Annotated in this window: 19 protein-coding genes; 9 read left to right on the top strand and 10 right to left on the bottom strand. The window is 62.5% G+C overall.

Going from position 1 to position 26,606, the window contains the following annotated elements:
- Nucleotides 1–45: 45 nt before the first annotated feature.
- On the top strand, nucleotides 46–975 hold the full coding sequence (locus tag HMPREF2781_RS04285) for a class C sortase (RefSeq protein WP_070644518.1): 930 nt from the start codon (nucleotides 46–48) through the stop codon (nucleotides 973–975).
- A gap of 85 nt (nucleotides 976–1,060) precedes the next feature.
- Here HMPREF2781_RS04285 and HMPREF2781_RS04280 read toward each other — a convergent pair whose 3' ends face one another.
- The 7 genes from HMPREF2781_RS04280 to HMPREF2781_RS04250 all read right to left on the bottom strand — a co-directional run bounded on the left by HMPREF2781_RS04280 (nucleotide 1,061) and on the right by HMPREF2781_RS04250 (nucleotide 13,237).
- Nucleotides 1,061–4,564, bottom strand: a complete 3,504-nt coding sequence (locus HMPREF2781_RS04280) for a prealbumin-like fold domain-containing protein (protein WP_070644517.1) — start codon at nucleotides 4,562–4,564, stop codon at nucleotides 1,061–1,063.
- On the bottom strand, nucleotides 4,564–5,415 hold the full coding sequence (locus HMPREF2781_RS12145) for a SpaA isopeptide-forming pilin-related protein (RefSeq protein ID WP_083308524.1): 852 nt from the start codon (nucleotides 5,413–5,415) through the stop codon (nucleotides 4,564–4,566). The genes HMPREF2781_RS04280 and HMPREF2781_RS12145 overlap by 1 nt, the downstream gene beginning before the upstream one ends.
- Before the next feature lie 4 nt (nucleotides 5,416–5,419).
- Entirely contained in the window at nucleotides 5,420–6,328 is a 909-nt protein-coding gene (locus tag HMPREF2781_RS04275) for a class C sortase (protein WP_246821768.1), read from the bottom strand.
- A 193-nt stretch (nucleotides 6,329–6,521) separates the two neighbouring features.
- A complete protein-coding gene (locus HMPREF2781_RS04270; RefSeq protein WP_070644515.1) occupies nucleotides 6,522–7,991 on the bottom strand; it encodes a SpaH/EbpB family LPXTG-anchored major pilin in 1,470 nt (489 codons plus the stop codon).
- 643 nt (nucleotides 7,992–8,634) lie between these two features.
- Nucleotides 8,635–10,416 (bottom strand): ABC transporter ATP-binding protein, encoded by a 1,782-nt coding sequence (locus HMPREF2781_RS04260; RefSeq protein WP_070644513.1) that lies wholly within the window; start codon nucleotides 10,414–10,416, stop codon nucleotides 8,635–8,637.
- Nucleotides 10,417–10,419: 3 nt separating this feature from the next.
- A complete protein-coding gene (locus HMPREF2781_RS04255) occupies nucleotides 10,420–12,111 on the bottom strand; it encodes a VanW family protein (protein ID WP_070644512.1) in 1,692 nt (563 codons plus the stop codon).
- Between the two features lie 34 nt (nucleotides 12,112–12,145).
- Nucleotides 12,146–13,237, bottom strand: coding sequence for a glycoside hydrolase family 3 N-terminal domain-containing protein (locus HMPREF2781_RS04250; protein ID WP_070644511.1), 1,092 nt, complete (start codon nucleotides 13,235–13,237; stop codon nucleotides 12,146–12,148).
- 58 nt (nucleotides 13,238–13,295) lie between these two features.
- On the opposite strand from HMPREF2781_RS04250, the gene HMPREF2781_RS04245 reads away from it, so the two are divergent.
- From HMPREF2781_RS04245 to HMPREF2781_RS04235, 3 genes are read left to right on the top strand one after another with little or no spacing between them, the layout of a single operon-like run.
- Nucleotides 13,296–13,799: a universal stress protein gene (locus tag HMPREF2781_RS04245; RefSeq protein ID WP_070517712.1), complete on the top strand. Its 504-nt coding sequence runs from the start codon at nucleotides 13,296–13,298 to the stop codon at nucleotides 13,797–13,799.
- Nucleotides 13,800–13,830: 31 nt separating this feature from the next.
- The gene (locus HMPREF2781_RS04240) at nucleotides 13,831–14,028 is read left to right on the top strand and encodes a DUF2613 domain-containing protein (RefSeq protein WP_010188604.1); all 198 of its coding nucleotides are present in this window, start codon (nucleotides 13,831–13,833) and stop codon (nucleotides 14,026–14,028) included.
- Between the two features lies 1 nt (nucleotide 14,029).
- Nucleotides 14,030–17,329, top strand: coding sequence for an alpha-(1->3)-arabinofuranosyltransferase domain-containing protein (locus tag HMPREF2781_RS04235; RefSeq protein ID WP_070644510.1), 3,300 nt, complete (start codon nucleotides 14,030–14,032; stop codon nucleotides 17,327–17,329).
- Nucleotides 17,330–17,488: 159 nt separating this feature from the next.
- Here the strand turns inward: HMPREF2781_RS04235 and HMPREF2781_RS04230 are convergent, their stop codons facing one another.
- On the bottom strand, nucleotides 17,489–18,670 hold the full coding sequence (locus tag HMPREF2781_RS04230; RefSeq protein ID WP_070644509.1) for an acyltransferase family protein: 1,182 nt from the start codon (nucleotides 18,668–18,670) through the stop codon (nucleotides 17,489–17,491).
- A 53-nt stretch (nucleotides 18,671–18,723) separates the two neighbouring features.
- On the opposite strand from HMPREF2781_RS04230, the gene HMPREF2781_RS04225 reads away from it, so the two are divergent.
- Both HMPREF2781_RS04225 and HMPREF2781_RS04220 read left to right on the top strand, forming a co-directional pair.
- Nucleotides 18,724–19,698: a PorA family protein gene (locus HMPREF2781_RS04225; RefSeq protein ID WP_070644508.1), complete on the top strand. Its 975-nt coding sequence runs from the start codon at nucleotides 18,724–18,726 to the stop codon at nucleotides 19,696–19,698.
- Nucleotides 19,699–19,704: 6 nt separating this feature from the next.
- On the top strand, nucleotides 19,705–21,198 hold the full coding sequence (locus HMPREF2781_RS04220) for an MmpA family trehalose lipid delivery protein (protein ID WP_070644507.1): 1,494 nt from the start codon (nucleotides 19,705–19,707) through the stop codon (nucleotides 21,196–21,198).
- Here HMPREF2781_RS04220 and HMPREF2781_RS04215 read toward each other — a convergent pair.
- Nucleotides 21,122–22,204, bottom strand: a complete 1,083-nt coding sequence (locus HMPREF2781_RS04215) for a glycosyltransferase family 4 protein (RefSeq protein ID WP_070644506.1) — start codon at nucleotides 22,202–22,204, stop codon at nucleotides 21,122–21,124. The genes HMPREF2781_RS04220 and HMPREF2781_RS04215 overlap by 77 nt on opposite strands.
- Before the next feature lie 24 nt (nucleotides 22,205–22,228).
- Between HMPREF2781_RS04215 and HMPREF2781_RS04210 the strand changes: the two genes are divergently transcribed.
- Entirely contained in the window at nucleotides 22,229–22,984 is a 756-nt protein-coding gene (locus HMPREF2781_RS04210; RefSeq protein ID WP_070644505.1) for a class I SAM-dependent methyltransferase, read from the top strand.
- Between the two features lie 56 nt (nucleotides 22,985–23,040).
- Here HMPREF2781_RS04210 and HMPREF2781_RS04205 read toward each other — a convergent pair whose 3' ends face one another.
- The gene (locus HMPREF2781_RS04205) at nucleotides 23,041–24,861 is read right to left on the bottom strand and encodes a phosphoenolpyruvate carboxykinase (GTP) (RefSeq protein WP_070644504.1); all 1,821 of its coding nucleotides are present in this window, start codon (nucleotides 24,859–24,861) and stop codon (nucleotides 23,041–23,043) included.
- A gap of 357 nt (nucleotides 24,862–25,218) precedes the next feature.
- On the opposite strand from HMPREF2781_RS04205, the gene trmB reads away from it, so the two are divergent.
- Complete coding sequence (gene trmB, locus HMPREF2781_RS04195) at nucleotides 25,219–25,992, top strand: tRNA (guanosine(46)-N7)-methyltransferase TrmB (RefSeq protein ID WP_070443313.1); 774 nt, start codon at nucleotides 25,219–25,221, stop codon at nucleotides 25,990–25,992.
- A complete protein-coding gene (locus tag HMPREF2781_RS04190; protein WP_070644502.1) occupies nucleotides 25,992–26,603 on the top strand; it encodes an NYN domain-containing protein in 612 nt (203 codons plus the stop codon). The genes trmB and HMPREF2781_RS04190 overlap by 1 nt, the downstream gene beginning before the upstream one ends.
- Nucleotides 26,604–26,606: the final 3 nt, after the last annotated feature.

The following is a 26,606-nucleotide window of genomic DNA, read 5'->3' as shown; positions in this document are numbered from 1 at the left end:
ATCCCTAGGACGCGCGGCAACAGATCCCCACACAGGCAGGACACAATGGGCAAGCATGAACCAGCGGAAATCAGCGACGCACCCAAGAAGAAGGGCGTCAACCCCAACGCCATCATTGCGTTAATTCTGATCCTCGTCGGCCTCGGTGTCTTGCTCTACCCCGTGGTGGCCACACAGTGGAACAACCACACCCAATACCGCGCCGCGGAGGAATACGCCAAGCTGGAGAAACAAGCCCCGCCTGAGGTACTGCACACCGCGTGGGAGGAAGCGCAGGGCTACAATGCCCAGCTGGGCCAAATCAGTGTGGAAGACGCTTGGACCACCACCGATGACGAAGACTCTCCCGAGTACCAACGCTACCGCCAATACCTGTCTGTGTTGTCCGAGACCGATGCGATGGGCCGCATCGTTATCCCTTCGATCGATTCCGACTTGCCCATTTATCACGGCACTTCAGAAAAGGCGCTCTCCCGCGGCGCTGGCCACCTCTATGGCACAGACCTACCTGTCGGCGGCGTAGGTGAGGGCGAGGGTCGGCACGCAGCACTTTCCGCCCACACGGGCCTACAAAATGCCACGCTGTGGGACAACCTCACCAAGGTCAAGAAAGGCGATGCTTTCTACATCGCTGCCGGCGGTGAGAAGCTCAAATACGAGGTACACGATATTCGGGTCGTCGAGCCTGCGGACACCAGCTCGCTCCACCGCGTACCGGGCCAAGACCTCGTTACGCTCATCACCTGTACTCCCTACGGCGTAAATACCCACCGCTTGCTCGTCACCGGCCACCGAGTGCCGATGGATCCGAAAGACGAGGCCGCATTCAACAGCTCGGGTGTGCACTGGCAGTGGTGGATGTGGGCCATTCTGGCTGCCGCAGCCATCATCATGCTTCTACTCATCTACTGGTGGCGCAAATATGTCAGCAACGCTAAGGACGCCGTGCTTGACGACGACCCGCAGGACTCCTAACCGACAATGAATATGCAATAAGGCCCGCCCTTCCCTGGTTGTTGGAAGAGCGGGCCTTTTCTAAAAGTAGCTGCAAGCGCTGGTTCTATGCCGGGCGACGTCGCAAGGCAAGGCACCCTGCCGCGACAATAGCGGCACCAGCGAGAGCCCACAGGCCTACGCCTTCACCACCGGTCTTGGGCAGCGCACCCTTGGTGATGTCAGCGACCTGAAGGACGCCGATCTTCTTCACGCAATTGTCAGCGGTGTCAGACTCAGCGCACCTATTACTGGTGATCGCGGTCCCTCCAGAGAGCACCTTGATGACTGCATTGCCATCCTTATCCCAGTCCGTGGAGAACTTGATCGGCGCGGGCAGCAGGTTATAGCCGTTCGGCGCCTTGGTCTCGATGAGGTAATAAACGCCAGGGGCGTCCAAACCTTCGAGCTTCACACGGCCCGTGGTGGTGGTCGTGGACTGCTTCACCACAGGGTTAGCATCAGTGTTGACGCTGCCATCCGCGTTTAGCTTCAGCTTTCCGTCAGCATCACCGCGATGGACGGTGAACTGCGCGCCACCGAGCAAACCGTCGGTTTGGATCTCGTCCGGGTTGTCCGGGTTATAGCTCGCCTTTTCGAGCAGGACGTCCATCGTTTCCTTGGTCTCCAGCGGGATACAGTCAGTATCCTTCCAGCCGCCCATTTCTGCCTCATTCATGAGGCCAAATTTAGGCTCGTACAGGCCACCCTTGGTGTAGCAGCGGGTGTTTCCTGAAGGTTGGCTCGGGTAGCCGGCGGGTACAGAGGTGCTGTCCAGTTTTGAACGATCCAGCTTGAAGCGCACCGTTACCTCGTAGACGTGCTGCCCAGTGCTTCCGTCAACACCCTTGGGTTTAATGATCTTCGGAGTGTCATTCTTGTTGAGCTCAAAGGGGCCGGCACCTTGGTACGCACGCGGCTGGCTGGTCTTGTTGAACTCGTCCTTGAAGATCACAGTGGCCCCAGTAACCGTGGCAGCACCAACAAACCTCGGGGTGTCCGTGAGCTTGCCGTAGATCACGTCGTTGGTGTCGAAGCCAGGTGCGTCCGGTGCCTCAACTACGACGTTGTACTTCGCGGTATATTCATTCGCTGCACCAGGAACAGGTTGCGGTGTGCTGTCGACGGCAACCTTATTGAAACAGGCTTCAGTAGCGACGTTGTCATCTTCAGCCGGGCTCGACTCCCCGTCCGTGGCCTGGAAAGCAACCTTGTTCGGACTACACACCGTCTTGAGGTTGCCGTTCTCATCTTTTCGCACCGGAGCAGAGACGACATACTCTACCTTCGCGTGCCCTGGAAGAGTACCAACATAGCCCATCATGTATCGGGACTCACCGTCCGCTCCGGATGGGACAATCATGCCTGCATAAATACCAGTTCCCGGCGCAATCTGATCAGGCCCGGGCTTTTGACCGTTGACCTCGGTAGATCCTTCTCCAAATCCCTCGAATTTCGCAGTGGGACCGGAAGCGTTCACTCCATAGTGAGTATCCGTTGGTAGGTATTCCCAGAATGTGCCGCCCGAACTGGTGTTATCCGTGGTGTTTTCCACGGAGATGGTCCAGAAAGTACGCACCTCGCCGTTTACCACCTTGGTCTCCGAGCGTTGCTTCTTCACCGCAATGTTTGATTGCAGCCCTGGCGGTGGCGGAACTAGGTCGGAGGCCGCGTCCGTGTTAAATGAAGCAGGCAGGTTGTTCATTATGTTGACCAGCTCGAACGTCGGACTACCGGAATCCGGATTACTGATTTTCAACTCAAAGCCCAGCTGATTCGCATTCGCACTACCCGAGCCAAAGCCCAGGTTTCCATTGGAGTAGGTCCACGCCTTGCCCCAAGAAGCAGAGGGGTTCGAGATCGTGCGCCCATCGAAGGTCTTGATGCCGGTGAGATCCCAGGTCCTGATGTCGCCGGTCTGTGTGTCAATGCGTTCAAGGATAAGCTTGTCGCCTGCCTGAGCCTTACTCTGGAAACCCCACATATACTTCTGGGCTTGCGGGAGCACCGCCCAGTCCTCCGAAAAAGACCGCTGGTTTCCGAACACACGTTCAGCAGTGACTTTGTCGACGTCAACCTTATAAAGGTGCCGAGTACCAGAGGTAGACGTATTGCCCACGAAGAATCCCTCGCTGGTGTACACGCCAGCGTTGAGGACATCCCGGTCGCCGCTCGTTTCAAACGGGGTACCGGTACTTCCGGCCTTTAAAATAGGCCCAAGATTATATACTTCACCGGTTGCCGGATTGATCTGAAGGAGATTTCCTGCCGGGTAGCAAGGATCACCATTTCGGCCGCGACTCTGGCTCACCGCATAGAGCCAGTTATCACTCGAATCAAAGGCTAGAGCATTGTACACCCAGGGAGTGGACTCTCCCACCTGGCGAAAGTCTCGGCCTTGGTTGACTTGACGGCTCAGAATGGAAGTGTCTCGGCGAAGATCCTTAGGTTCACTGGTTACAACGTAGACAGGGCTACCGTCGGCAAATTCAGCTGGGGTGAGATCGCGCTTTGGCTGTCTGCTTGTAACCGGATCTTGGCACTCCTCTTTCGCAGGAACGGTGAAGGAAGCTGTAAACACTGTATTGGCTGGCCCGCGGTGAACACCCTTAAACTGAATCTGTGCGGTGCCACCAATAGTAATCTGCGGCAGGGTGACTTGGTATTCCTTGGCGCTAATCCTTTTGTAGGTCACCTTCGCCTCATACCAACCTCCGTTGGCACCGGTGTAATAGATCGTCAGGTCATCAGGGTTAGTCGATAAATAACTGTTAACGCTGGATTTGAGGGTAACCACCGTGCCTTGCGGAATGGACAGCTGGCCGCCAAAAAGCTCACCGTCCGGAATCTTAAAGTTCGGGATATAGCGGCTTCCCTTGAGCACGTATCCATCGTTTACCATCGTGATGGTGCGGTCGCCTGCAGCGTACGGGGTAATGTTCGGCGCCGCCATCAGACGGGCTGGGGCCGCGTCAACGTCAGCAATATCAAGCGGCTCAGTCACCTCCGAAGGGGCTTCTAAGGCTTCGCTGGATTCAGGTGATGACGTGCTGGTAGTCTCCTCGGCTACTCCACGCACGTCGACGGACATCCCGCTCAGTTCGGATTCCTCTGCGACCGCTGGGATCTTCAGTGAGAAAGCTGCCCCTGCTGGCACGTCAGTAGAAAGGCCAGCGATTCGGAAAGTCACTGAAGAACTGGTTGATTTTACAACGAGGTTGTCTCCTTCGCGGACGGGGATCACTTCGCCGTCGATAGTCAGTGTGTAGGCCGAGCCGTCGAACTCCAGTCCTGCAGTCTCAACAGTGAATTCCAACTCCTCCACGGTTCCGGCGTCAACAAAGTGGCCTTCAAATGTTGCGGAGTCGCCAACAGTCAGGCTCAGTTGGTCTGCGGAATCGAGCTTGGTGCGCAGGGTTGTGGTTTGTGCTTCGGCTACGGCACCAACGATTCCGGGCAGAGCAGCCGGTGCAGCAACACCAACAACGAGAGCCAGTGCAGCAATGAACGCCGCAAGAGCACGCCAGCGGTACACAACCGGCTCGACCGGATGAGAATCTGTCCAGGACATTAGCGTCCCTCGCTTTCTGAATTCTTCCTACGGCTAAAGGCAATCATCACGAAACCAGTGGCAATCAATGCCAACGCTGCGGCTACTACACCGATTACCTGTGCACCGGTCATCGCCAATGAGCCACCATTGCCCGACGGCGTTACTGGGGTTGAGGTCTTACCGGCACTTGGAGTACCCGGCGGCGTTGTCTCGGGTTGGTGAGGTGGCTTCCCTGGTTTAGTCGGTGGATAGTTCGGAGGTGTTTGCGGGGTATCCGGGCGTGACGGCGGAGCGCTCGGAGCAGATGACGACGTGGGTGGCGTCGGCGTTTCACCCGGTTTGTGGGTCTTAGCCACGATTACTCCTGGTACTGGTTTCGGGTTATCTACCACCGTGTGGAATGGAACCGCCACCACAAACGGGTTTATCTCTCGGTAGGAATCATCCGGCGCTGTAGACGTCACCACATAGAAGCCATGAGCTAGACCATCAAACGTCACCTCGCCATTGGCATTGGTGACCAGATCCACGTGCACATCGGTGCGCCAATCACGAACCTCGTCGAGATTCGCGTTCCGTACGCGGGCTGCGTCGTCAGCGTTGGTCGGGTCCAAGCCGGCAAGCCGGTCCAGATGAATTGTGACACCTTGGATTTTTCCCGAGGGCGCCTGGCCATCGTCGTTGGGATTGCCTTGTGTCAGCCGGATTGTCACTGTATCCGTAGCCGAAGTGCGTTCCGCACCAGTGGACTGCTGCCCGGCAACCTGCACCGCTTCTGCAGCAACGACGCCCGGCCCTGCGAACGCAACCGCACACGCTACTCCGACGGCAACCACTCGGGCCGACCATGCATTTGTCAACCTCTTCATCGCCTTACTCCCGCACGCTACTTTCCTTATTAATAACTTCTTGCACCCCGGTAGCCGCCTTCTGGCGACGCAGCCACCACACCAGCCAACACCCAATGACAATCACCGCAGCCAACAGCGCGTACATCCACCATTGCCAGCCCGGACCATGGGAGTTTTCAAACACCGACTCCTCCCCAGGCTCCATAGGAACCTGATGGCCACGCACCAGCAAGCGATGCGTGTTGATCCCGTACGGGGTGCACGTAATCAGTGTGACGTAATCCTGATCAGCGACTGGCCGTAGGCCATCTACCTCGCTCGGCAGCACAACTTGAATGTCGTCTACGACGTACTTCAATTTGTGGCCAGCAACCTGAATGTAGAAAAAATCTCCCTTGGAAGCCGAATCAAGGTGATCAAACATCGTCGAATTTGCCAGACCCGTATGCCCCGTAATGACGGAATGGGTTCCTGGTCCGCCGACCGGCAGGTCAGAACCATACAAATGCCCCAGACCACGCTGCAGTGTCTTATCGGCGGTGCCATGAAACACCGGCAGATCAACGTCTACGGCTGGGAAGATAAGGCGAGCCATCGCTTCGGTCTCACCCAGCTGTTCCAGGTAAGCCTCATAATCGGGATTATCCACACCGATACGGTTCAGCCACGGATCCAAGATCGGACCCGACGTATGTTCTTCGTTGTATGCATGTGCAGCATCCCACACCGAATCCTGCACCTGCGCCGGTGTCTCTTTATCCAGTCGCGCATATTCCTGCGCCACTCTTGAGGCGTTCCAATTGTTCCATGCGGTCGAGACCACTGGGTACAGCATCACCAACAACCCAACGACAACGATTACCGCCGGAAGGACTAGGCCTCCACGGCGCCTGTGCCGTCGGCCTGCATTTTGGCCTACCACCGTAGTCAACGACCCGCACCACCCAAAACAATGCCCCACGCGCTAGCGCAGCGCGACCGGGATTACAACGAAAGAGAATGAAGGGGACTGAAGTCTATACCTAGCCCAGTCCCCTCACTGGGTCGAGCACCATATTTTGATTACCCGACCCGCAGCGCAGACCATCATGGACAGTCTGCGCCACCGGAACTACGCCCGGCTATTAATTACGCGCGGTACGACGAGCGAACCATGCACCGGCTGCCACAATGGCTGCGCCGATGGCGGCCAGGATGCCCACACCGGCACCACCGGTCATCGGCAGGTTCGGGGTGTCCTGCTTAATGTTGTCGATCTCGGACACGAGGGTAATCTCGTCGTCACCGTTCAGTTCACCAGTCTTCGCGATTTTGTCGCGGGTGAAGTCAATCTCAGTAACGTTTTTCTCCGGCAGCGCATAGCCGGCCGGAGCCTTGGTCTCCTTCAGGCAGAACTTCTTCACGTCGGTGACCTGTGCGTTGTCCGCGAAGTCCGTGACATGCAAGCCATCGATAGTGATGGTGCCGTCAGCGCCGGTGGTCCACTTGTTCGCACCGTTTACCGTCAGTGGGTTCTCGAGCTTATCCTGCGCGGAGGCACATCGGTAGAGCTCGAACTCCGCACCCTGCAGGACCTTGCCGGCTTCCTTGCCATCCTTCTTCACCACCTTCAGCTTGCCATGGTAGGTCACGACCTCGTTGGTCTTGTTCTTGACCTCGTTACCGGTATTCGGGTTGTTGAAGATGACGTCAGCCTGGTTCTTCAGCTCAGTGGTGTCGCCAACCTCCTTGCGCTTGACCTCGAAGGTCAGCGAGAGCTTGTCGCCGGACTTAACCTTCTGCAGGCCCTGGTCAGTCAGCTTGACGATGAGCTTGTTGCTGTTGTCAGCCGGAGTGTTGACCTCGTAGTCACCGGTTTCCAGAACAGTGTCGCCAGCCTTGACCTCGGTCACCTTCTGGAAGTCCAGGCGCTGATCCAGCTGGTCTTCGAAGCGGAAAGCAGTCAGGCTCTTGCCCTCGCCCCAGGTCGGAGCGTCGGCGTTAATAGTGTAGGTGTAACCATCCTGGATGTGCTTATCCGCATCCTTGACGGTCTTCTCGGTCTTGGTCTCGGTGTTCTTCGGGTATGCGATGACGTCGTAGTTCCAGGCATCGGAAGCCTCATTGACCATCGGCACCGACACGATGAACGGAGCGCCAGTAACGATGCCGTCCGGGGCCTTCGTCTCTTCTACCAAGTAGATACCCAAGTCCAAGTTTTCGAAGGCCACCTTGCCGTCGTCACCAGTGGTCAACTCAAAAGTCGTTGTGGTTTCGTGACCCTTGGCATCGGCAGCGGTCTTCGGGAACGTCGCCCAATCACCGTTCTGCAGGTCGTAATCAAGCTTGGTGATTTTGTAGGTCACACCAGACAGAGCCTCACCCGGAACGCCCGCCATTTCCTTACCAGTGGCCGGATTATCGGTCTCGGCACCCTTCTTCTTGAAGAGGGTGATCGAACCCTTCTTAGTGAAATCGATGTTTGCCTTGTTCACGGCCCCCTGCTCAGCGCCAGGGTTCTCCTGGGCCAGTGCACCCGGAGCGGAAACGCCCAAAGCGAGTCCGGCGATAGCAGCGAAGGCAACTGAACGAGCGGTACGAGAGATCTTGTTCACGGAAACTGGTCCTTTACACGAGTTCTGAAATGAGACACCACGTCTCATTAGCTGTGTGCAATCCATTCCCCACGGTTCACGCACCATGACCTGACCCGTTGCTAAGATTCTTTCGCCTGCCGAGAGCAGTTTTCAGGTGGAAACGCCTGCGCAGGCCCTAGCCTTAACTAACGATGGCCTGTGGATTACATAACCAGATCCTATACCCAGCACCTGAGGCAAAGTCCCCGACCAAAGCTCCCCCCCCCCCGGAGATTCAGCCAGATCACTCAAGGTTCCGCTTCATCCGCACTAGCGTGAAAACCTCTTTCGCAGGTCAACAACTGTTTTTGAAGCGTCATATAGTTTCGCGTGAAATTGAACACATTACCCATTTAAGAGGGTAAACCTATTCGATTTTACCCCCGTCACATAGCAAGCAACCATCACACAGAAGAATGGCTTTTGGAGAGTACCTTCCAGCGACAGTAAAACAACCATTAATACTGCCAATATCAGCAGATAATCCAGAACCTTCAGCAGCCCGACAAAAGGAAGTATCACCAAGAAGGCCCAGGGGTATTCCAAAACCATTCAGATCCTCAGCTTTCAACAAGCCACATGACTGAAAGTTAATAGCGTTAAGATTCTCTGGAGCAGCTCTCTACGAAGCGTCAGCCTCGGATGCTGCGCGAAGCAGCGCCGCGTAGGCACCACCACGAGCGAGGAGCTCGTTGTGGGTGCCGCGCTCGGCCACGCGGCCGGCGTCGAGGACGACGATCTGCTCCGCATCGCGGATGGTGGACAGGCGGTGCGCAATGACCAGGCGGGTCGCATCCGCTCCAAGGACCGCCTCCTGGATGGCGCGTTCGGTTTCGTTATCGAGGGCCGAGGTGGCCTCGTCCAGAATGAGCACTTGTGGCCGGCGCAGCAGCGTGCGCGCGAGCGAGAGGCGCTGCTGTTCACCGCCGGAGAAGCGGTAACCACGCGAGCCTACGAGAGTATCGAGTCCCTCGGGAAGCGCGGCGATGACCTCATCCACGCGGGCGGCATGCAAGGCCGCCCACATCTCTTCCTCCCTCGCATCCGGCTGCGCGAAGAGGAGGTTCTCCCGCACCGTGCCGTGAATCAGGTAGGTCTCCTGGGAGACCACGCCGATGACCGCCGAGCGTTGCTCGGCAGGAATGTCACGCAGGTTGACTCCGCCTAAGAGCACGGAGCCTTCCGTCGGGTCGGCCAAGCGAGCCAGAAGGGCGGCCACCGTGGACTTGCCGGAGCCGGTATGCCCCACCAGGGCCGTGGTGGTGTGGGCCGGGATGGAAAGGGAGACGTCGGAAAGCGCGTCGGTGTCGGTGCCGGGGTAGCGGTAGGAGACGTGGCTAAGGGTGAGGGAGGCGTCGGCAAGCTGGGCGGGCTCAGTGGCTTCCTTCAGTTTGGGTTCCAGGTCCAGGTACTCAAAGATGCGACTAAACAGCGCCATGGACGCCACCCACTGCGCGCCCACGTTGAGCAGGCCAGTAATGGGGCGGAATATCTGGGTCTGCAGGGTACTAAACGCGATGAGCGTGCCAATCGTAATCCCCGGGCGCAGGCCGGCAACCAGGTAAATCAGCGCCGGCATGACCCCGAAAATGATCTGGGTGAGCGCCATACGCCAGCGCCCGGCCAGCTGCGATTCCAACTCTAGGCGGATCAGGGAGCGGGAGGTCTTCTCAAACCCGTCATAGACGCGTTCCTGCGCGCCCAACGTGGCCGCCAGACGCATGCCGGAAACGGACAGATTCTCCGAAATGGTCTGATGCAACGTCGCCTGCGCGCGGCTGTTTTTCTCCATGAGGCTGCGGCGCAGAACGGCGGCGCGGCGGGTGAGCCACACGGCGGGAGGCAGCACCACCAGGGACAACAGCGAGAGGGTGGGCGAAAGCGCCACCATCGCTACCAACGTGGCCACCGTCATGGTGAGGTTGCTGGCCACGGAGGTCGCCGTGGTGGTCACCATGCCGCGCATCGCCGCGATGTCATTGGTCAGGCGCGACTGAATCTCACCGCCCCGGTTATTGGTAAAGAACTGCAGCGATTGGCGCTGCAGGTTGGCAAAGACCTGCGTGCGCAGCTCGTGCATGATGGTGTGCCCCACCCGCGCCGACAGGAAGGACTGGATAACGCCAATGGCCTGGGAGACCACGGTAATGGCCAGCATGCCGCCGACGAGCCACAACAGCAGCGTGGTGTCGTGCTCAGGAATCGCCTCGTCCACGGTGCGGCGCACGAGGAAAGGCTGCACCACCGTCAGCCCCGAAGTCGCCACGATGAGCGCGACCACCAGCAGCAGCGTGCCGCGGTGCGGGGCAAACAGGCCGGCGACGCGGCCAAATTTCACTGGGTGCTGGGCCAGCTGATCGACGTCCGCCGGGTCCTTCACCGCGGTGTGCATCGGCCGGGTCATGGCTTAACCGCAGGTAACGATGGGCTGCGGGTCGTACACCGTGGTGGTAGTCTCCCGGGAGATTTCCTTGCCGGACAGGTCCTTAATCACGCGGGTATCGGAGGTGGTAAAGCCCGGCGCGCCGGAGGAGGGCGAACAATCCTCGCTCACGGACTTCCGATGTGGCTCGGTCTTGGCCCAGCGGCCGTTGTTGATGGACTCGACCTCGACTGTCTTCACGCCCTTGAAGCGCACGGTGATGTCGTTGCCAAAGTCGGTCTCGATGCGCACCGGGTGGTTGGAGGTGTTCTTAAACTGCAGGTCGATCGCACCCTCATAAACGGTGGCCTCGCGGCCAGCCGGGTAGCGCGAAATGTAATAGGAGTGCGGGGTGTGCGCGGTATCCTCCATGCCGGCGAAGTACGCGGCGTTGTAGAGCGTGGTGGCGAACTGAGAGATGCCGCCGCCCACGGCCTTGCCGGCATGGCCGTCGATGATGATGCCGGATTCCACGTAACCTTGCGCGGTACCGCGCGGGCCCGTGTAGCCGTTGAGGGAGAAGGTCTCGCCCGGGTTGACCACGGCACCGTTGACCTGCTGGGCCACCAGGCGGATATTGGTGCCGGAGGCCCCAGAGAAACCGCCGGTGGAAAACTCCGATACGGTCTCATCGAAGGTGGCCTTCTCCGCCATCTCCGTGGTGAAGTCCGCGGGGTCCGGCTTATAATCGGCGTCCCACTCGCGGTCATCCTCGCTGCTCACGCGATCCTCGAAGCCCTCGAAGGTCTTCTCCCAGTCGATGATGGAGCCATCCACCGAGGGCGTGATCTGCTTGTCATTTCCGCTGAAGGAAATCTTGGCGTTGGTGCCGGGCACCTCGGAGCCTTGCATGCGCTCTTGGAAGAGCTCGCGCGCGCGGTTCTTATCCACCTTGAGGCGCAGCTCGCCGTCTTCGGCAGCGATGGAGACAAATTGGGAAATCTCCGGCTTGCGCAGCGTACCGGCGGTGTTGTTCTCGCCTTTCAGGGTGAGTGGGTTATCCAGCGCGCGGGCGGCATCCCCGGTGCGCATGGCCTCAATCGCCGCATCATTAATCTGTGGCTCCACCACCATCGGCTCGACGTCTACGCCCTCGGGGTCGAGCCAGTGCTTAACGACGCCCTCGTGCAACTCTCCCTCTTCCACCGCCTGGCCGAGCTTGGGTTTGGTCTCTTTGAGGGAGCCGTCGATAAGCTCCAGGTTTCCATCCTCCGGTTCGACCTTCAGATCGTTGCCAACGCGCTCAAGCTCTCCGGAGAGCTGCGTTTCATCGACGTCCACGGCGACAGGGATTTCCTGGGTGGGCTTGATAAAGCTGTACAAGCGCGAGAAGGGGTTCAGGGAGGCGTCGGGAATGCCATCGACGGCCTTCTGATAATTCAGGCTTAGGCCGGAGTCTTGAGGGATAAGCTGCGAGCTTTTCTCCCCGGCGCGGATATCCACGGGCTGGGCCGCGACGTCCCCGAGTTCCTGCTCCAGCTTCTCCACCGCAGCAGTGCGCTCCATGCGGGAGATGTCCACGCCGCCAACCGACGTCGCGCGCGGAACCTTGTGCTGGTTGGCCATCACATCCCACGCATAGGCGATGCCGGCGATGAGTATCAGGCCGACGAGCACGCCAAGGGTGACGTGAAGCCCTTTGCGCCGCTGCTGCCTGTGTCCGATTGCCTTTTTCACGTGTACGAGATTAACGTCTGCCAGCTAGTTTTTACTAGTCGCCCTCCTGCTGGGCCACGACTTCCGCGGCCGCATCAATGACCGCGTTGATGTCTTCGTCGGTGGACCACAGCGGCATATCGGCGCCCGCTGCCAGCGCCGCAGCGACGGCCTCCGGCACGCTGAAATTCTCCGAGATGGAGGCCATTCCACCCAGGTCATCGGTGTAAATCGTGCCTTCGAAGCCCAGCTCCTCGCGGGCCAGCTGGTAGGCCCGCGGGTTGAGGGAGGCGGGTTCGTCCCCCAACCCAGGCACCACGAGGTGGCCCATCATGAGGGCTGCTTCCGGGGCTTGTGGGAGGGCGGTATGGAAGGGCACGAACTCATGGCCATATAGTTCTTCCAGGGGCGGGGTCACGGCCTCACCCAGGTGCGTGTCCCCGGAGGCGCGCCCGTGGCCAGGAAAGTGCTTGAACACGGCCTTCACACCGGCGGCCTGCAGCCCGCGGGCAAAGGCCGCGCCATACTCGCCGGCGGCCTCCGGATCGGTGGAGAAGGCGCGATCACCGACGACCTCGAGGTCTCCCCCATCCACGTCGAGCACTGGTGCAAAGTCCACCGTCACGCCGTGTGCGCGCAGGCTGTGCCCGATTTCTGTGGCCAAGGCCTCGACCTCTTCTGGGCTATGCCCCTCCGCCATGGCCTGCGGGGAGGGGTAGTCGCCCAAGATTTCGGAGAAACGCTGCACGCGCCCACCCTCGAAATCGATGGAAACTTCAAAGTCACGGCCCATCTCCTCGCGCAAAGCGTTTACTCCTCGCGGGCCATCGCTGAGTAGCTCAGGATCTGCCCAGCTCGGGATAAAGAGCCCGCCCACGCCGGCTTCGAGCTTCGCCCGGGCATCCTCGTAGTTCAGCGCCGGCGGCATGAGTGTGGCGGCGGCGCGGGCGCGGACGTCTTCCGGCGCGACATCCGGTGGTGCCGCGTCTCCCGACGCGGCACTAGTCGGCGCCACATCGCCCGACGCGGCGCTCGAGGCCGCGGCGCTGGTTTCGCTCGGCGGGGCGTCGGAAAGCACGGATTCCTCGCTACACGCGCTCAGCGCACAGCTAGCACTCAACAGGAGGGCGGGCATTGCTTTTCTCATGCCCACCAGTGTGCCTGAAGCACCCGCGCGGGCAACATCTGGTTGTTAGGATGGCCACATGAATAATGGAGAGACCATGCTCATTGCCTATGACGGCTCCGACCGCGCCGACCGCGCCCTCGAGTACGCCGCGCGGCTTCTGCGCCCCACCGACGTCGAAATCCTCACCGCGTGGGAGCCGTCCGCACGCCAGGCCGCCCGCGCCGTCAGCCGCACCGGGCTGCACCAGTCCACGGTCTCGCCGGAGAGCGTGGAAGATGATCCGGCCTACGAGGAGGCCCTCGCCATCTGCCGCCAGGGAATCGCCAAGGCGGAGACCTTGGGGCTGCGGGGCCATGCCCACCTGGTGGAATCCGTGACGACGATTCAGAGCGCGATTGTCGACGCCGCCCAAGAACTCGACATCGACGTCATCGTCACCGGCACCCGCGCGCTCACCGGCTTCCGCTCCTTGTGGACTAATTCCACGGCGGAGTACATCGTGCGCAATGCGGGCCTGCCGGTCTTCATCGTGCCACCGGAGAACGATGATGAGGACGACGCGGAAGAAAGCGACTCCTAAAGGCAGCTTTTAGCTGCTAGAATCTGGCGCCATGGCATTCGACAGCGATTCCCTCAACAAGCGTACCCTGGGCCCGGCCCTGGGCAGCGCTGTCGTCGGCGTGGCGTTGGGGGTCGTGACCATCCTGGGCATTGCCCAATTCTCGCAGGCAGATGCCGTGCCGAACGATAATTCCGTCAAGGCCTCTGATGCCGTGATGGGCGGGCCGGAGTACGGCTCCCGCGAGTAGCGTGCGCGCACGCATCGGGGGGCTTTTCTTTTTAGCCCTCGTGGTTCTGGTGCAGCCGTGGGGGCTGACCGCCGCTGATACCAAGCACGATCTGGCGGCCAACCCGGCGCGTTTCCTGGCCGGCGCACTGCATGCTTATACCGACACCTTCACGCTGGGACAGCTGCAAAACCAGGCCTATGGCTACCTCTTCCCCCAGGGCTTGTTTTTCCTGCTGGCGGATCCACTTCCGGATTGGATAGCGCAGCGTGCCTGGTGGTTCCTGGTCCTGGCGGTGGGCTTTCTGGGCTTCTTCCGCTTAGCCCGCACGGTGCTTCCCGCTGCCCCTAGCTTTGCCGCGCTGATGGGCAGTCTGCTCTATGCGCTCTCCCCGCGCACGCTGACTACGCTGGGCGCGATTTCCTCGGAGACCTGGCCGGTCATGCTCGCCCCCTGGGTGCTGCTTCCCTTCCTGCGACAGGGCCGGTTGGGCTGGCGGGACGCCGCGCCCTCGGTGGTGGCGGTGGCTTGCATGGGCGCGGTCAACGCCACGGCCACGCTGGCGGCCTGCCTGCCAGCGGGCTTGGTTCTGCTGTGGCGGCGCGCGGGCAAGACCGGCCTGGTGTGGTTGGCCGGATGCGCTGCGGTGTCTGCGTGGTGGATTACCCCACTGCTCATCCTGGGCCGCTATGCCCCGCCTTTTACGGAATTCATCGAGTCCGCCGGGGTGACCACGCGCTGGCTCAACCTGGCGGAAATCCTGCGCGGAACCACCAGTTGGGCACCGTTTGTGGATACCGAGCGCGTCGCCGGCAACGAGCTGGCCACCGAGCCGGTCTTCGTGCTTGTCACCGTGGCCGTTGCCGCCTTGGGCCTCATAGGCCTGGCCCGGCTGCCGCGCGAGTGGGCCTTCATGCTGTTGGTGGGTGTGGCCGTGCTCGGCACGCATGCCGCGTGGTACCTCGACGCGCTCGACGGCCCACTGGCCGCGCTGCGCAATGTGCATAAATTCGACCCGCTGGTGCGCATCCCGCTGGTACTCGGCGTGGCCGCGATTGCCGCCCGGGTGAGGTTGCCGCGGACGTTGTCCCCGGGGCGTCGTGAAGCAGCGGGCCTTCTGGTGTGCCTCGTGGTGGTAGGCGCGACCGCCCCCGCCTGGGCGGGCCGGCTGCTGCCGAAGGGGGCGTACGAGGAGGTGCCGGCCTATTGGCACGAAGCCGCCGATTTCTTGAACTCGCTGGATACCCGCGTGCTCATCTACCCACCGGCCTCCTTTGCACGGCAGGACTGGGGGTGGACGCGCGATGAGCCGGCGCAGCCGCTTCTCGACGTCCCCTGGGCCGTCCGCGACGCCGTTCCTCTCATCCCGCCCGAGGCCATCCGTGGCCTGGACGGTGCGATGGCGCAGATTTCCCGCGACCCTGCCACAGCACCCGTGGTTTTGCAGCGCCTGGGCATCGGGGCAGTCGCGGTGCGCCACGACCTGATTTCTGGTTCTTCGGCCCATATTCCAGGCAAGGTCCACACCTTCGGGGAGGTCGACGTCGTCGTCTTCGACCCCGACCTCTCCATGAACCTGGCGCCTGCGGACCCGCCGCGCGTGGCGGGCGGTGGGGAATCGCTCGCGCTCCTGGAAGGCCCCCACGAGCTCGTCTCCGCCAACGCCGATATCGTCACCGATACTCCCACCTTGCGTGACCGCAACTACGGCACGCTTTCCGGCCCAGTGTCCGCGCCGTTGGCCTCTAGCGACCCATCGACGGTGCACAACCGACTGCGCGATTATCCCTCTGCCGGCCCGCTGACCCAGGTGGTGGAGCACGATGGTCGCGTCATCGCATCCTCGTCTGCCGCAGATGCCTCCGCCTTCGGCGGGGCAAACCCGGCGCGCTCTCTCACCGCGGCCGTCGACGAAGAAAACTCCACCGCCTGGTGGCCAGCACCCAGCGATTCCGGCTGGTTAGAGCTGCATTCTGCGTCTTCGTGGACCTCGCCTACGCTGCGGCTGATGACCACGGGCACGACTGAGGTGACCATCCACAACGGCGACTCCAAGGTCACCGTCACTATGGAGGCCTACCGCGCCCGCGATATCCGCGTGCCCGGCGCGCAGGCCTCCACCATCCGCATCGAGCCACAGCGCCGCACCGGGATTGCCGAGGCCTCCATCGTGGACCAGCCCACCCCGCGGCGCATCGTCACCGTGCCCGATACCTCGCCGGATGCCGAACAGTTCCTCTTCCAGCAGGACAACGAACACATCCTCATCCGCTCTTTCACCGTCCCGCGCGATATGACGGTGCGGGTCTCCGGCGAGAAGACAGTGCTTATCGACGGCTCCCCCCACGCCCCCAACACCACCCTCAACCTCTCCGCGGGACAGCACCTCCTGCGCACCACCGGCGATTGGGCAGCCCTGACCGATACCGCGTCTTCCCTGCCCGATCCCCTCCCTGCCTCCTCACACGCATCTTCTGCGGACTCAGCCGCTTCTTCTAACCAGGAAGCCGTCGCAGCCGACCCATCCAACTCCGGCTATACTCCGCTCGCCTCCGGCGAGCCCATCGAGCCTGCCGACCACGACCGCCTTCTCATCACCGGGCGTGCTTTCAACGAGGGCCTACGCGGCGAGCTGCGCTCCCCCAGCACAGCCGCGGTCTCGACACCAGGTTCGGCACCAAACTCAGCGCCGGCCTCGACGCCGGCCACTAGCTCGGAACCGCTGGCCCTCGAACCGCGTTCCATCGATGCGGACACGCAAGCTTTCCACATTCCCGCCGGCGCCGGTGGCACCTTCCACATGTCTTTTGCTGCCGACCGCGCCTACCGCGTCGGCCTGGGCCTCGGCGGCGCGCTCGCCGCACTGACCACCGCGCTGTGCCTGCTCGTCATGGCCCGCGGTCCCCGTTCCCAAGCCACTGCCTCATCCGCGACTTACGCAGCACACGATTCAGCCGCAACCGGCCCAGTCGCCGATGCCGCCCTCCCGGCATCCTCCGCGGCTTCCCAAACGGCCTTCCCCGCCCGTGTTGCCCACTCGTCTCTCTCGGCGCGTGTCCTTCTGGCACTACTCATCGCGGCAACGATGGCGCTCGTCGCGGGTATGCCCGGTGTGGCCGCCGCTGCCGCGGCGTGGGCTATTACCCGCTGGACCACGCTGCGCCCCGACTACCTGGCGGGCGCGCTCACCTTGGCCGCGGGCGCGATGCTCGCCCGCGCACCCTGGCCCGCAGAGGGCTACGCCGGCGATTCGCTGCTCGTGCAGCTACTCTGCATTGCGGCTATCACGTGCGCCTGCCTCCCACCCCGCAGCACGCCGTAGGTACCCTGCCCCGCCCCAGATGGTTTCCCTCAGAAGGCACTAGTCAAAAGGCGTCTTTGGGGGCAAGAGAACCATCTGTGAAGGAGCAAAAGGTTTGTTTGGGGTCAAGTAAACCGTTTGACTAATGCCTTCTGGAAAATGCCATGTGTGACGTGCAGTCTACGGCCCCACCGAACCGGTAGAACCAGTAGAACTAGTAGAACCAGCGACGTTGGCAGGGGATCCGGAACCGGAAGCGCTCGCAGAATCGGCGGCGAGGCGCGGCAGCGAACGCGGGACGGCGATACGACCGCGAGTAAAGGCGAGGGAGCGGATGAGGTCGCGGCCGGGGACCTCGACTAGCGCGTAGGTCGCGGCAGACAGCACACAGCTGACCACCACCGTAAAAGCCAGCACCACCACGAAATCCCACACTGAGCCGGAGAAGGCAGACACACCCAACAGCGGGAAGGCAATGGCCAGCACCGCCACATGCCACATGAAAACCCCATAAGACCAGCGGCCCAGCGCCCGCATCCACTCGGAGGCCAGCCAGCTTTCCCGCGGCGCCAGCGCCACCGGTACCACGATGCAGGCCCCGCACACAGCACCCACCGCGATGCGGCGCGCAAACTCGCCAGGCTCAGGATGCACCAGCCCCTGCGGGCCGAACCACTCGCGGCTCGCCAGCCACACGCAGCCCACGGCCACCACCCAGCAGACCGGACGCACAATCCGCCCGGCGCGCAGGCGTACCTGCGCGGCCTCCGCCTCCGCGGCCAGCATTCCCACCGCGAACCACGAGAAATACGCCGGCGGCCAGATCTGAGTATTGACATCCCCGGATTCATAACCGGCTACGAATGGCAGGAAGCCCCAGAACAAACTCAGCACGCCAGCTCCAGCAATCAGCGCAACCCGCGGGCGCGCCGAGAACTTATCCAACAACCACGCCAACAGCGGCAACACCGCGTAGAAGGCGAACTCCACGCACAGCGACCACAATTGCGTTAACCCGGGAACCAGGCCGTCAGCAATATAGAGCTGCGTGCCGGTCAGGTTGGTGATGACTTGCGGGAGGGTTAAGGGGGAGGCGTCGGGAAGCAAGGCGAGTACCGCCACCACGCACACGACATACAGCGGTGCCAAACGCGCCACGCGGGAAAGAAGATACTGCCCCGCCGTATGCGCATGTCGTCGACGCCACAGCAAGAATCCGCTGAGCACGAAGAAGACCGCCACCCCATAATCCAAGCGCTCAGCCCAAGCCCAGCCGGTGGCCGTCTGGAAGGACACGTGCGTGATCACGACCGCCAGCGCTGCCAGCGCACGCACGCCTTCGAGCTCAGGGAGAAAGCGCATGGCCCACTACGATACTATTTCTGCAGTGAATCCCTCGACCGATCGGAGCTGACGTGTTCCTTCGCTCCCGCCTAGCGCAGGTGACGATTGCCGCCGCGGTGTTCCTCATACTCGGGTCCATCCTTCCGCCGCTGTACAACAACCAGTCCCGCCCGCTGCCCAGGGGCCTCGACATCACGGTCCGCTCGGAACAGGATGGGGTTGAGTTCACCCGCCACACCACTACCGCCCCTGCGGAGAAGGATTCGGTGGCCCGCGCGCAATCCTCCACGGAACTCACCGTAGATGGCGAGACCTTCGCGCACATCACCGAGGAATCCCTGCTCAACCGCGAGTCCACCTACCCGCTGGCGGGGCCGAACACGACACAGCACATCGAGCTTTCTGCCTTCGACGCGCAGATGGAGGACCGGGTTGAGCGCGATGGTATAAGCTACTTCTTCCCCTCCGGGGCGGAGCAGCGCTCCTACCCTTTCTTCGATCCCCTCACCCAGGACACGGAGCCCATCGATTTTCTGCGCGATGAGAAGCTCGACGGCATCCCCACCTACGTCTTCCACCAGGATGTCGCGCCGGTCTTGCTCACGGAGGTCTTCGGCCTCGATGCTCGCCGCTCCGGCCCGGCGGGCGATTTCTACTCGCCGGGATCCTTAGAGCGCTACAACCTCAAGCCGAATTCGCACGTCATCCTCGAGCCTTTCTACGCGGTGAGCCGCACCGTGTGGGTCGAGCCCACGACCGGCACCATCGTCAACGAGGAGGAACACCCGCGCATCTTCTGGGCCACCGACGCGCGCCAGGCCCAGGCCATGGTCGACGCCGATGACACACAAGAACGCGCGCTTCTCGACGTCCCCCTCTCCTGGTCCGATTCCACCCGCGCCGAACGCCTCGACTCCGTTCGCAGGGTCATCGACACGGTCAAGATCTTGAGCCTCGTTGGCTGGTTGGGCAAGGCCATCGGCGTGGTGTTGTTGGCGGTGGCGGCCGCAATGTTCATGCGCCGGCATTCGGCGCAGAGCGCGTAGGCGCCCGTGACTACCTCCCGTGCGGTGCGCGGCGCCCTCGGCGCGTGGGGTTTAGTACTCGTGCTTGCCGTGTGCTGGCCCTTTGTGCTGCCCGGCGAGTTCCTGTGGCGCGACATGGTGCTGCTTGACCGCCCAGCTTTTAGTGCCTCCGCTTTCGGTGCCGGTGATCTGCCCGCGCGCAACGCCCCGCAGGACGGGGTGCTGGCCCTGCTCGGCGGGGCATGGCTGGCCCGGGTTTTTATCCTCGGCTCGGCGAGTGCCTCGGCGTGGGTAGCGGGTCTATGGGCGTGCCAGCGCCCACAATTCAGCCCGTGGGCAGCAGCTGCGGCGATGGCGTGCGCGGTGGCCAATCCTTTAGTCATCGAGCGCCTCTTGCAGGGCCAGTGGTCGCTGGCGGTCGCGGCCTGGCTGGCGCCCGTGATCGCATGGGGATGCCTCACAGCGCGCCCGCGCGTGGCGTGGCTGGCGCTGTGGGCCGCGTCCTTGACGCCCACCGGCGGGCTCTTCGGGGGCCTCATCGCGGTTGTCTGTGAGCGCGAAGGGCGAAGAAGGTGGCTCTTCGCTGGCGGCTCAGTCTTGTTGTGGTTGCCGTGGCTGATTCCAAGCCTTGTGGGCGGACTTTCGGCCGCGCCCATGACTAACGGTGATCCCGCCGCCCAAACCGCGGCCTTCGCCCCGCGCGCGGAGGCCTATGTGGGAACGGTCGGCTCACTGCTCGGTTTCGGTGGCATCTGGAATGCTGCAGCCGTGCCGGCGTCCCGCGAGCACGGCTTCGCCGTGGCGGGGCTTGCTGTTGCCGCCCTCGCCGTCTTGGGCGCTGCCCGCCTGTCCCGGCGCGAGCTGCGCCCGCTAGCGGCCCTGGCGGTGGTTGGGATGGGCCTGGCTATCCTCGGCGCGCTGGTGCCCGGGCTTACCGCGTTCGCCATCGAGCACATGCCCGGCGCGGGCCTGCTGCGCGATTCCTCCAAGCTCACCTTGCTCGCCCTGCCGCTGGCCGTGGCGGGCATCGCGTCTCTGCGCCAGCTTCCGGCAGCGCTCGCCCTGTGTGCCTGCCTGCTCCAAGCCCCCGATGCCCCGCGGGAGCTCGCCGTATTGAAGCCGCGTGAGACGGGCATCGACCGCGAGCTCATCGAAGAGCTCGACGGGCGCCTCACTTTCTTCGCTGACCGCCCCGCCATGGTGCCGCTCGAAGGCGGCATTGCCCTCGACCCTTATTCCAAAGCCGCCAACAAGCTCGACTCCGGCGAGCTCACCGTCGACGGTGTGGTTGTGGATCAGACTTCGCCCCGCTACCTAGCGGCCGCCGAGGCCTGGACCAACCGCGACCTCAACCGGCTAGAAGAGTTCGGCGTGGGTGCAGTCGTCGAAGCGGGAAGCGTCGTCGCCACCACGAACGCCCAACCGGCGCCCGCCCCGTGGGTTCTTAGCGCCGCTTGGTGCGCACTTCCGCTTCTAGCAACTCTTCGAAGCGCGCGCCGGTTTTCTCCCACGAAAAAGTAGCCGCCAACTCGCGCGCCGCGTTGCCTAAACGGTGGCGGAGGGAGGGGTCGTCGACAAGCGTGCGCACCGCCTGCGCGAACTCCTCCTCGCGCTGCACCAGCACACCAGTCTCACCGGCGATAACGCTGTCTTGCAGGCCGAAGGCATAACCTACCGTGGGAACCCCATGTTGGGCCGCCTCCATGACTGCCAAACCCCAGCCTTCTTTGCGGGAGGGCATAAGGTGCACGTCGGCGCGCGCGAGGAGCGCATGTTTATAGTCCTCAGTGACCTGACCGCGGAAGCGCACGCGGTCTTCCACCCCGTGGGCCCGGGCGTACTCGCGCAGCTGGGATTCCCACCAGCCGGAACCGATGACGTCGAGAATCGCCCCCGGAATCCGCGCCACGGTGTCCATGGCGTGCTCAATCTGCTTGTGCGGCACCAGGCGCGACAGCGTCACCAGGTGGATATCGGCCTCGCGCTCCAGGGTGGGCACGTGCTGCGGCAGGGGATCAAGGCCGTTCTCAATGATGCGCGCACCGTGAATCCCCAGCTTCTCTAAATCGCGCTTCGAGGCTTCCGAGACCGTCACCCACGTGTTCTCGCGATACAGCGCGGGGACCACGCGAGATTCCAGGAACCAGCCCAGCCGCGCCAGCACGGGCCCGGCCACCGGCCACTGCTCGCGGTGGCAGTGGTGCGTCAGGATCACCACGGGCGCCCGGGTGGCCAGGCGCGCAAAGAACGGGATGCCGTTGTGGGTATCCACCACGACATCGAAACCGCGGCGCCCGAACAACATCGCCACCAACGCGCGCGGGTACACGCTGAACTTGGCCCCAGCGCGCGAATAGAGCACGCCGTTGCGGCGCTCGCGCTTGGCGGCGTTCATGTGGCGCGCGGTGCGGAAGACCACCTCGTGGCCTTGGGCAGCGAGGTACTCGCCGACGCGCTCAAGGTAGCGCTCGGAACCGCCACCCTGCGGGTGGGTGGAATCGCGCCAACATAAAAGAAGGATTTTCATGACGATGCTTTAGCCTAGTGGGTTATGAAACGCACCCGCGCCTTGGCCACCCTGCGCCGCTCCTGGCGGCTGCTGCGCTCCTTCCGCTTCGAGCAGACAGCACCCGCGATCTTTTATGGCGGTCTGGCCCAAGACACCGCCGCGCTTGTCGACGCCCTCTCCCGCGATCATTCTTTGTCCCTCACCGGCGCGCGCGTGCTCGACGTCGGGGGCGGGCCCGGCTATTTCGCTTCCGCCTTTGCCCAGCGCGGTGCCAGTTATGTGGGGCTGGAGCCGGACGTGGGTGAAATGGCCGCCGCCGGCATCTCAGTGGCCCAAGCAGTGCGCGGCGATGGCACGTGCCTGCCTTTTGCGGATAACACTTTCGACATCACGTATTCCTCCAACGTGGCCGAGCACATCCCGAACCCGTGGGATATGGGCGAGGAGATGCTGCGCGTGACCAAGCCCGGCGGTCTGGTGATCTTGAGCTACACGGTGTGGCTGGGACCTTTCGGCGGGCACGAGACCGGCCTGTGGGAGCACTACGTGGGCGGCGAGTTCGCCCGCGACCGCTATATCCGCCGCCACGGCCACCCGCCGAAGAACGTCTTCGGCACCTCGCTCTTTGCGCTTTCCGCACGCGAAGGTCTGGACTGGGCGCGCGGCATGACGTCGCAAGGCTCGCAGCTCCTCGCAGCCTTTCCGCGCTACCACCCTGCCTGGGCCTGGTGGGTGACCAAGGTGCCGGTGCTTCGCGAGTTCCTCACCTCCAACCTGGTCCTCGTCCTACGCGCTTAATCCCCCGTAAAACGCCGAATGCTCCCCCGCAGGGGAGCATTCTTTAGATGCGAAGACTAGCTGGCAGACTCAACACGCTGCTTGAGCGCGGAGAACTGGTCCCACACCTCAGACGGAACGCGGGAGCCCAGGAAGGTCAGGTACTCCTTGTTGTCTTCCATGTCGCCAGCCCAATCGGCCGGGTTCACGGCAAGTGCCTCGCGGACGTCCTCGATGTCGAAGTCCAAGCCGGTGAGGTCGATATCCTCCGGGCGAGCGGTGTGGCCCACGACGGTTTCGACAGCGTCGACGTTGCCCTCGATGCGGTCCACAATCCACTTGAGAACGCGGGAGTTCTCGCCGAAGCCCGGCCACAGGAAGCGGCGGTCCTCACCGCGGCGGAACCAGTTCACCAGGAAGATGGCTGGCATGCGGTCGCCGCCCTTTTCACCCATATCGATCCAGTGCTGCAGGTAGTCACCGGCGTTGTAGCCCATGAAGGGCAGCATGGCCATCGGGTCGTGGCGCAGGGCGCCGACCTTGCCCTCAGCGGCAGCGGTCTGGCCAGAGGAGAGCAGGGCGCCAATCATGGTGCCGTGGTTCCAGTCGAAGGCCTGGGTCACCAGCGGAACGGTATCTGCGCGGCGGCCGCCGAAGAGGATGGCGTCAATCTTGACGCCCTTCCAGTCATCAAACTCCGGAGCGGCAGACGGGCACTGCGTGATCGGCACGCAGTAGCGGGAGTTCGGGTGCGCCGCCTTGGTGGTGGAAGCCGGGGTCCAATCGTTGCCGTGCCAATCGATGAGGTGCTCCGGGGCCTCGCCCATTTCCTCCCACCAGACATCGCCGTCGTCGGTCAGCGCGACGTTGGTGAACAGGGTGTTGCCCGGCTCCATCGTCTTCATGGCAATCGGGTTGGAGTCGTAGTTGGTGCCCGGTGCCACACCGAAGAAACCGTTCTCCGGGTTGACGGCGTATAGGCCGTCCTCGCGCAGCTTCATCCAGGCGATGTCATCGCCCACAACCTCAGCCTTCCAGCCCGGGATGGTCGGGGTGATCATGGCCAGGTTGGTCTTACCGCAGGCGGACGGGAAGGCGGCCGCGATGTGGTACTTCTTGCCCTCCGGGTTGGTGAGCTTCAGGATGAGCATGTGCTCTGCCATCCAGCCTTCTTCCTTCGCCATGACGGAAGCGATACGCAGCGCGTAGCACTTCTTGGCCAGGATGGCGTTTCCGCCGTAGCCGGAACCGTAGGACCAAATCTCCTTGGTTGCCGGGAACTGCGTGATGTACTTCTTGTCATTGCACGGCCACGCAACATCCTCTTGGCCCGGCTCCAGCGGAGCACCAACGGAGTGTAGGGCGTGGACAAAATCGCCGTTCTCACCAATCTTATCCAGAGCCTGCTGACCCATGCGGGTCATGATGCGCATGGAGAGCACAACATAAGCGGAATCAGTAAGCTGCACGCCGAGCTTGGGGTCCGGGTCGCTGATGGGGCCCATGCAGAAAGGCACCACGTACATGGTGCGGCCCTTCATGGAACCGCGGAAGGCCTCGGTCATCTCTTCCTTCATGGCCGCCGGCGGGGCCCAGTTATTGGTCGGGCCTGCGTCCTCCTCAGTCTCAGTGCAGATGAAGGTGCGGGACTCCACGCGCGCGACATCCGACGGGTTCGAGCGCGCCAGGTAGGAGTTCGGGCGCTTCTCCTCGTTGAGCTTAATCAGGGTGCCCTTCTCCACGAGCTCAGCGGCGAGACGGTCAGCCTCCTCCTGGGAGCCATCTACGAAGACGACTTCTTCCGGCTGGAAGAGCTCGACGCTCTCACTGATCCACGAAATAAGCTTCTCGTTCTTCGTGGGCAGTTCACCTACAAGGCCCTTAATAGTTGCGGTCATCTCACATTCTCCTGTGGTCGGTGTGGCCAGGGTGCTTTATATCGCCGAAGGTTTCCCCTATCGACGTTTCACCAACCAGAGTACGGATACTGGTGATAACAGAACGTGTAATGCCCGCCACCCCGGTTATATCCACCCAGCTCATGTCGACTATGTCGAGGACAGCGAAGTGTGAAATATGGCACCCACCGCCCCCAATCGCCCCCATACGGGGGCTCTGTTTCTAAGCATCACTCATCCAGTACGCCCGTCCTATTACCCCCGCGGAGCCCTGATCTGTCTCCGCCTAGGCACCCTCCACCCTCCACGGCGCGGCACGTTGCCCCTCACCCCTGCTTAAGGGAACAATGTCAACTGATGAATAGTGCAGACTCCTCCCAGAATCCCGCCGCGCAGATGCCTCATGGCCGCGGCCTCCAGACGGATTTCAACGCCGAGTTCAACAATGATTTGGACTACCCACGCCTCGGCAACGTGACCTTCCGTCGCGGCACCCTCACCGACAACCAGAACGCCCTCTTCGAGGAGCACTGGCCTCAGTTGGGACGCCTGCTTGCCGACGAACCCCTCGACATCCCCGCCTGGTTCAACCGCGAGGGGGCTAAGACCATCGTGGAAATCGGCTCCGGCACCGGAACCTCCACTGCTGCGATGGCCCCGTTGGAAAAGGACACCAACATTGTTGCCGTCGAGCTTTACAAGCCAGGCCTAGCCAAGCTGCTGGGCTCCATTGTCCGCAACGATATTGAGAACATCCGCATGGTCCGCGGCGATGGCATCGAAGTTCTCATGCGTATGTTCGCGCCCGAGTCCCTCGACGGCATCCGCATCTTCTTCCCGGACCCGTGGCCCAAGGCCCGCCACCACAAGCGCCGCATCATCCAATCCGGCACCCTCAACCTCTTCGCCTCCCGCCTGAAACCCGGCGGCGTGCTCCACGTGGCCACCGACCACGCCGGCTACGCCGAGTGGATCGACGAGCTCGTAGAGGTCGAGCCCTCCCTCGATTACAAGGGCTGGCCCTGGCCGGAATGCCCCATCCTGACGGACCGCCAGGTCATCACCAAGTTTGAGGGCAAGGGCCTGGATAAGGAACACGTCATCACCGAGTACCTCTGGGAGAAGAAGTAATGGCCGGCACCTACCTTCTGGTGTGGGATGCGCCCAACATGGATATGGGGCTCGGCGCCATCCTCGGCGGGCGCCCCACCGCCGCCTACCGCCCACGTTTTGATGCCATCGGCCGCTGGCTGGTAGAGCTGGCCTTTGACAACGACGCCACCCCCGAAGCCGCCGTCTTCACCAACGTCACTCCCGGCGGCGCCGACGTCATCCGCCCCTGGGTCGAGGCTATCCGCAACGTCGGCTTCGCCGTCTTCGCCAAGCCAAAGCTTCACGACGACGATGATGTCGACCCCGACATGGTCGAATACATCAAGGCCAACCGCGAGAACCTCTCCGGTGTCATCGTGGCCTCTGCTGACGGCCAGAACTTCCAGCACCTGCTGGAGCAGCTCTCTGCTTCCGGTCTGCCCACCTGTGTGCTCGGCTTCCACGAGCACGCCTCCTGGGCGCTGACCCACCCCGACATCGAATTCGTCGACCTCGAAGACATCGACGGCGTCTTCCGCGAACCGCTGCCCCGCGTTAACCTGGACAACCTGCCTCCAGGCGGCGCCTGGCTGCAGCCTTTCCGCCCGCTGTCCGCGCTGCTTCCGGACCGCGCGCCCGAGCACAGTTAGGAG

The organism is Corynebacterium sp. HMSC062A03 (assembly GCF_001811145.1).
Taxonomy (GTDB): domain Bacteria; phylum Actinomycetota; class Actinomycetes; order Mycobacteriales; family Mycobacteriaceae; genus Corynebacterium; species Corynebacterium aurimucosum.
Note: the sequence above shows the minus strand (reverse complement) of the source record. Positions and strands in the feature narration are given on the sequence as shown.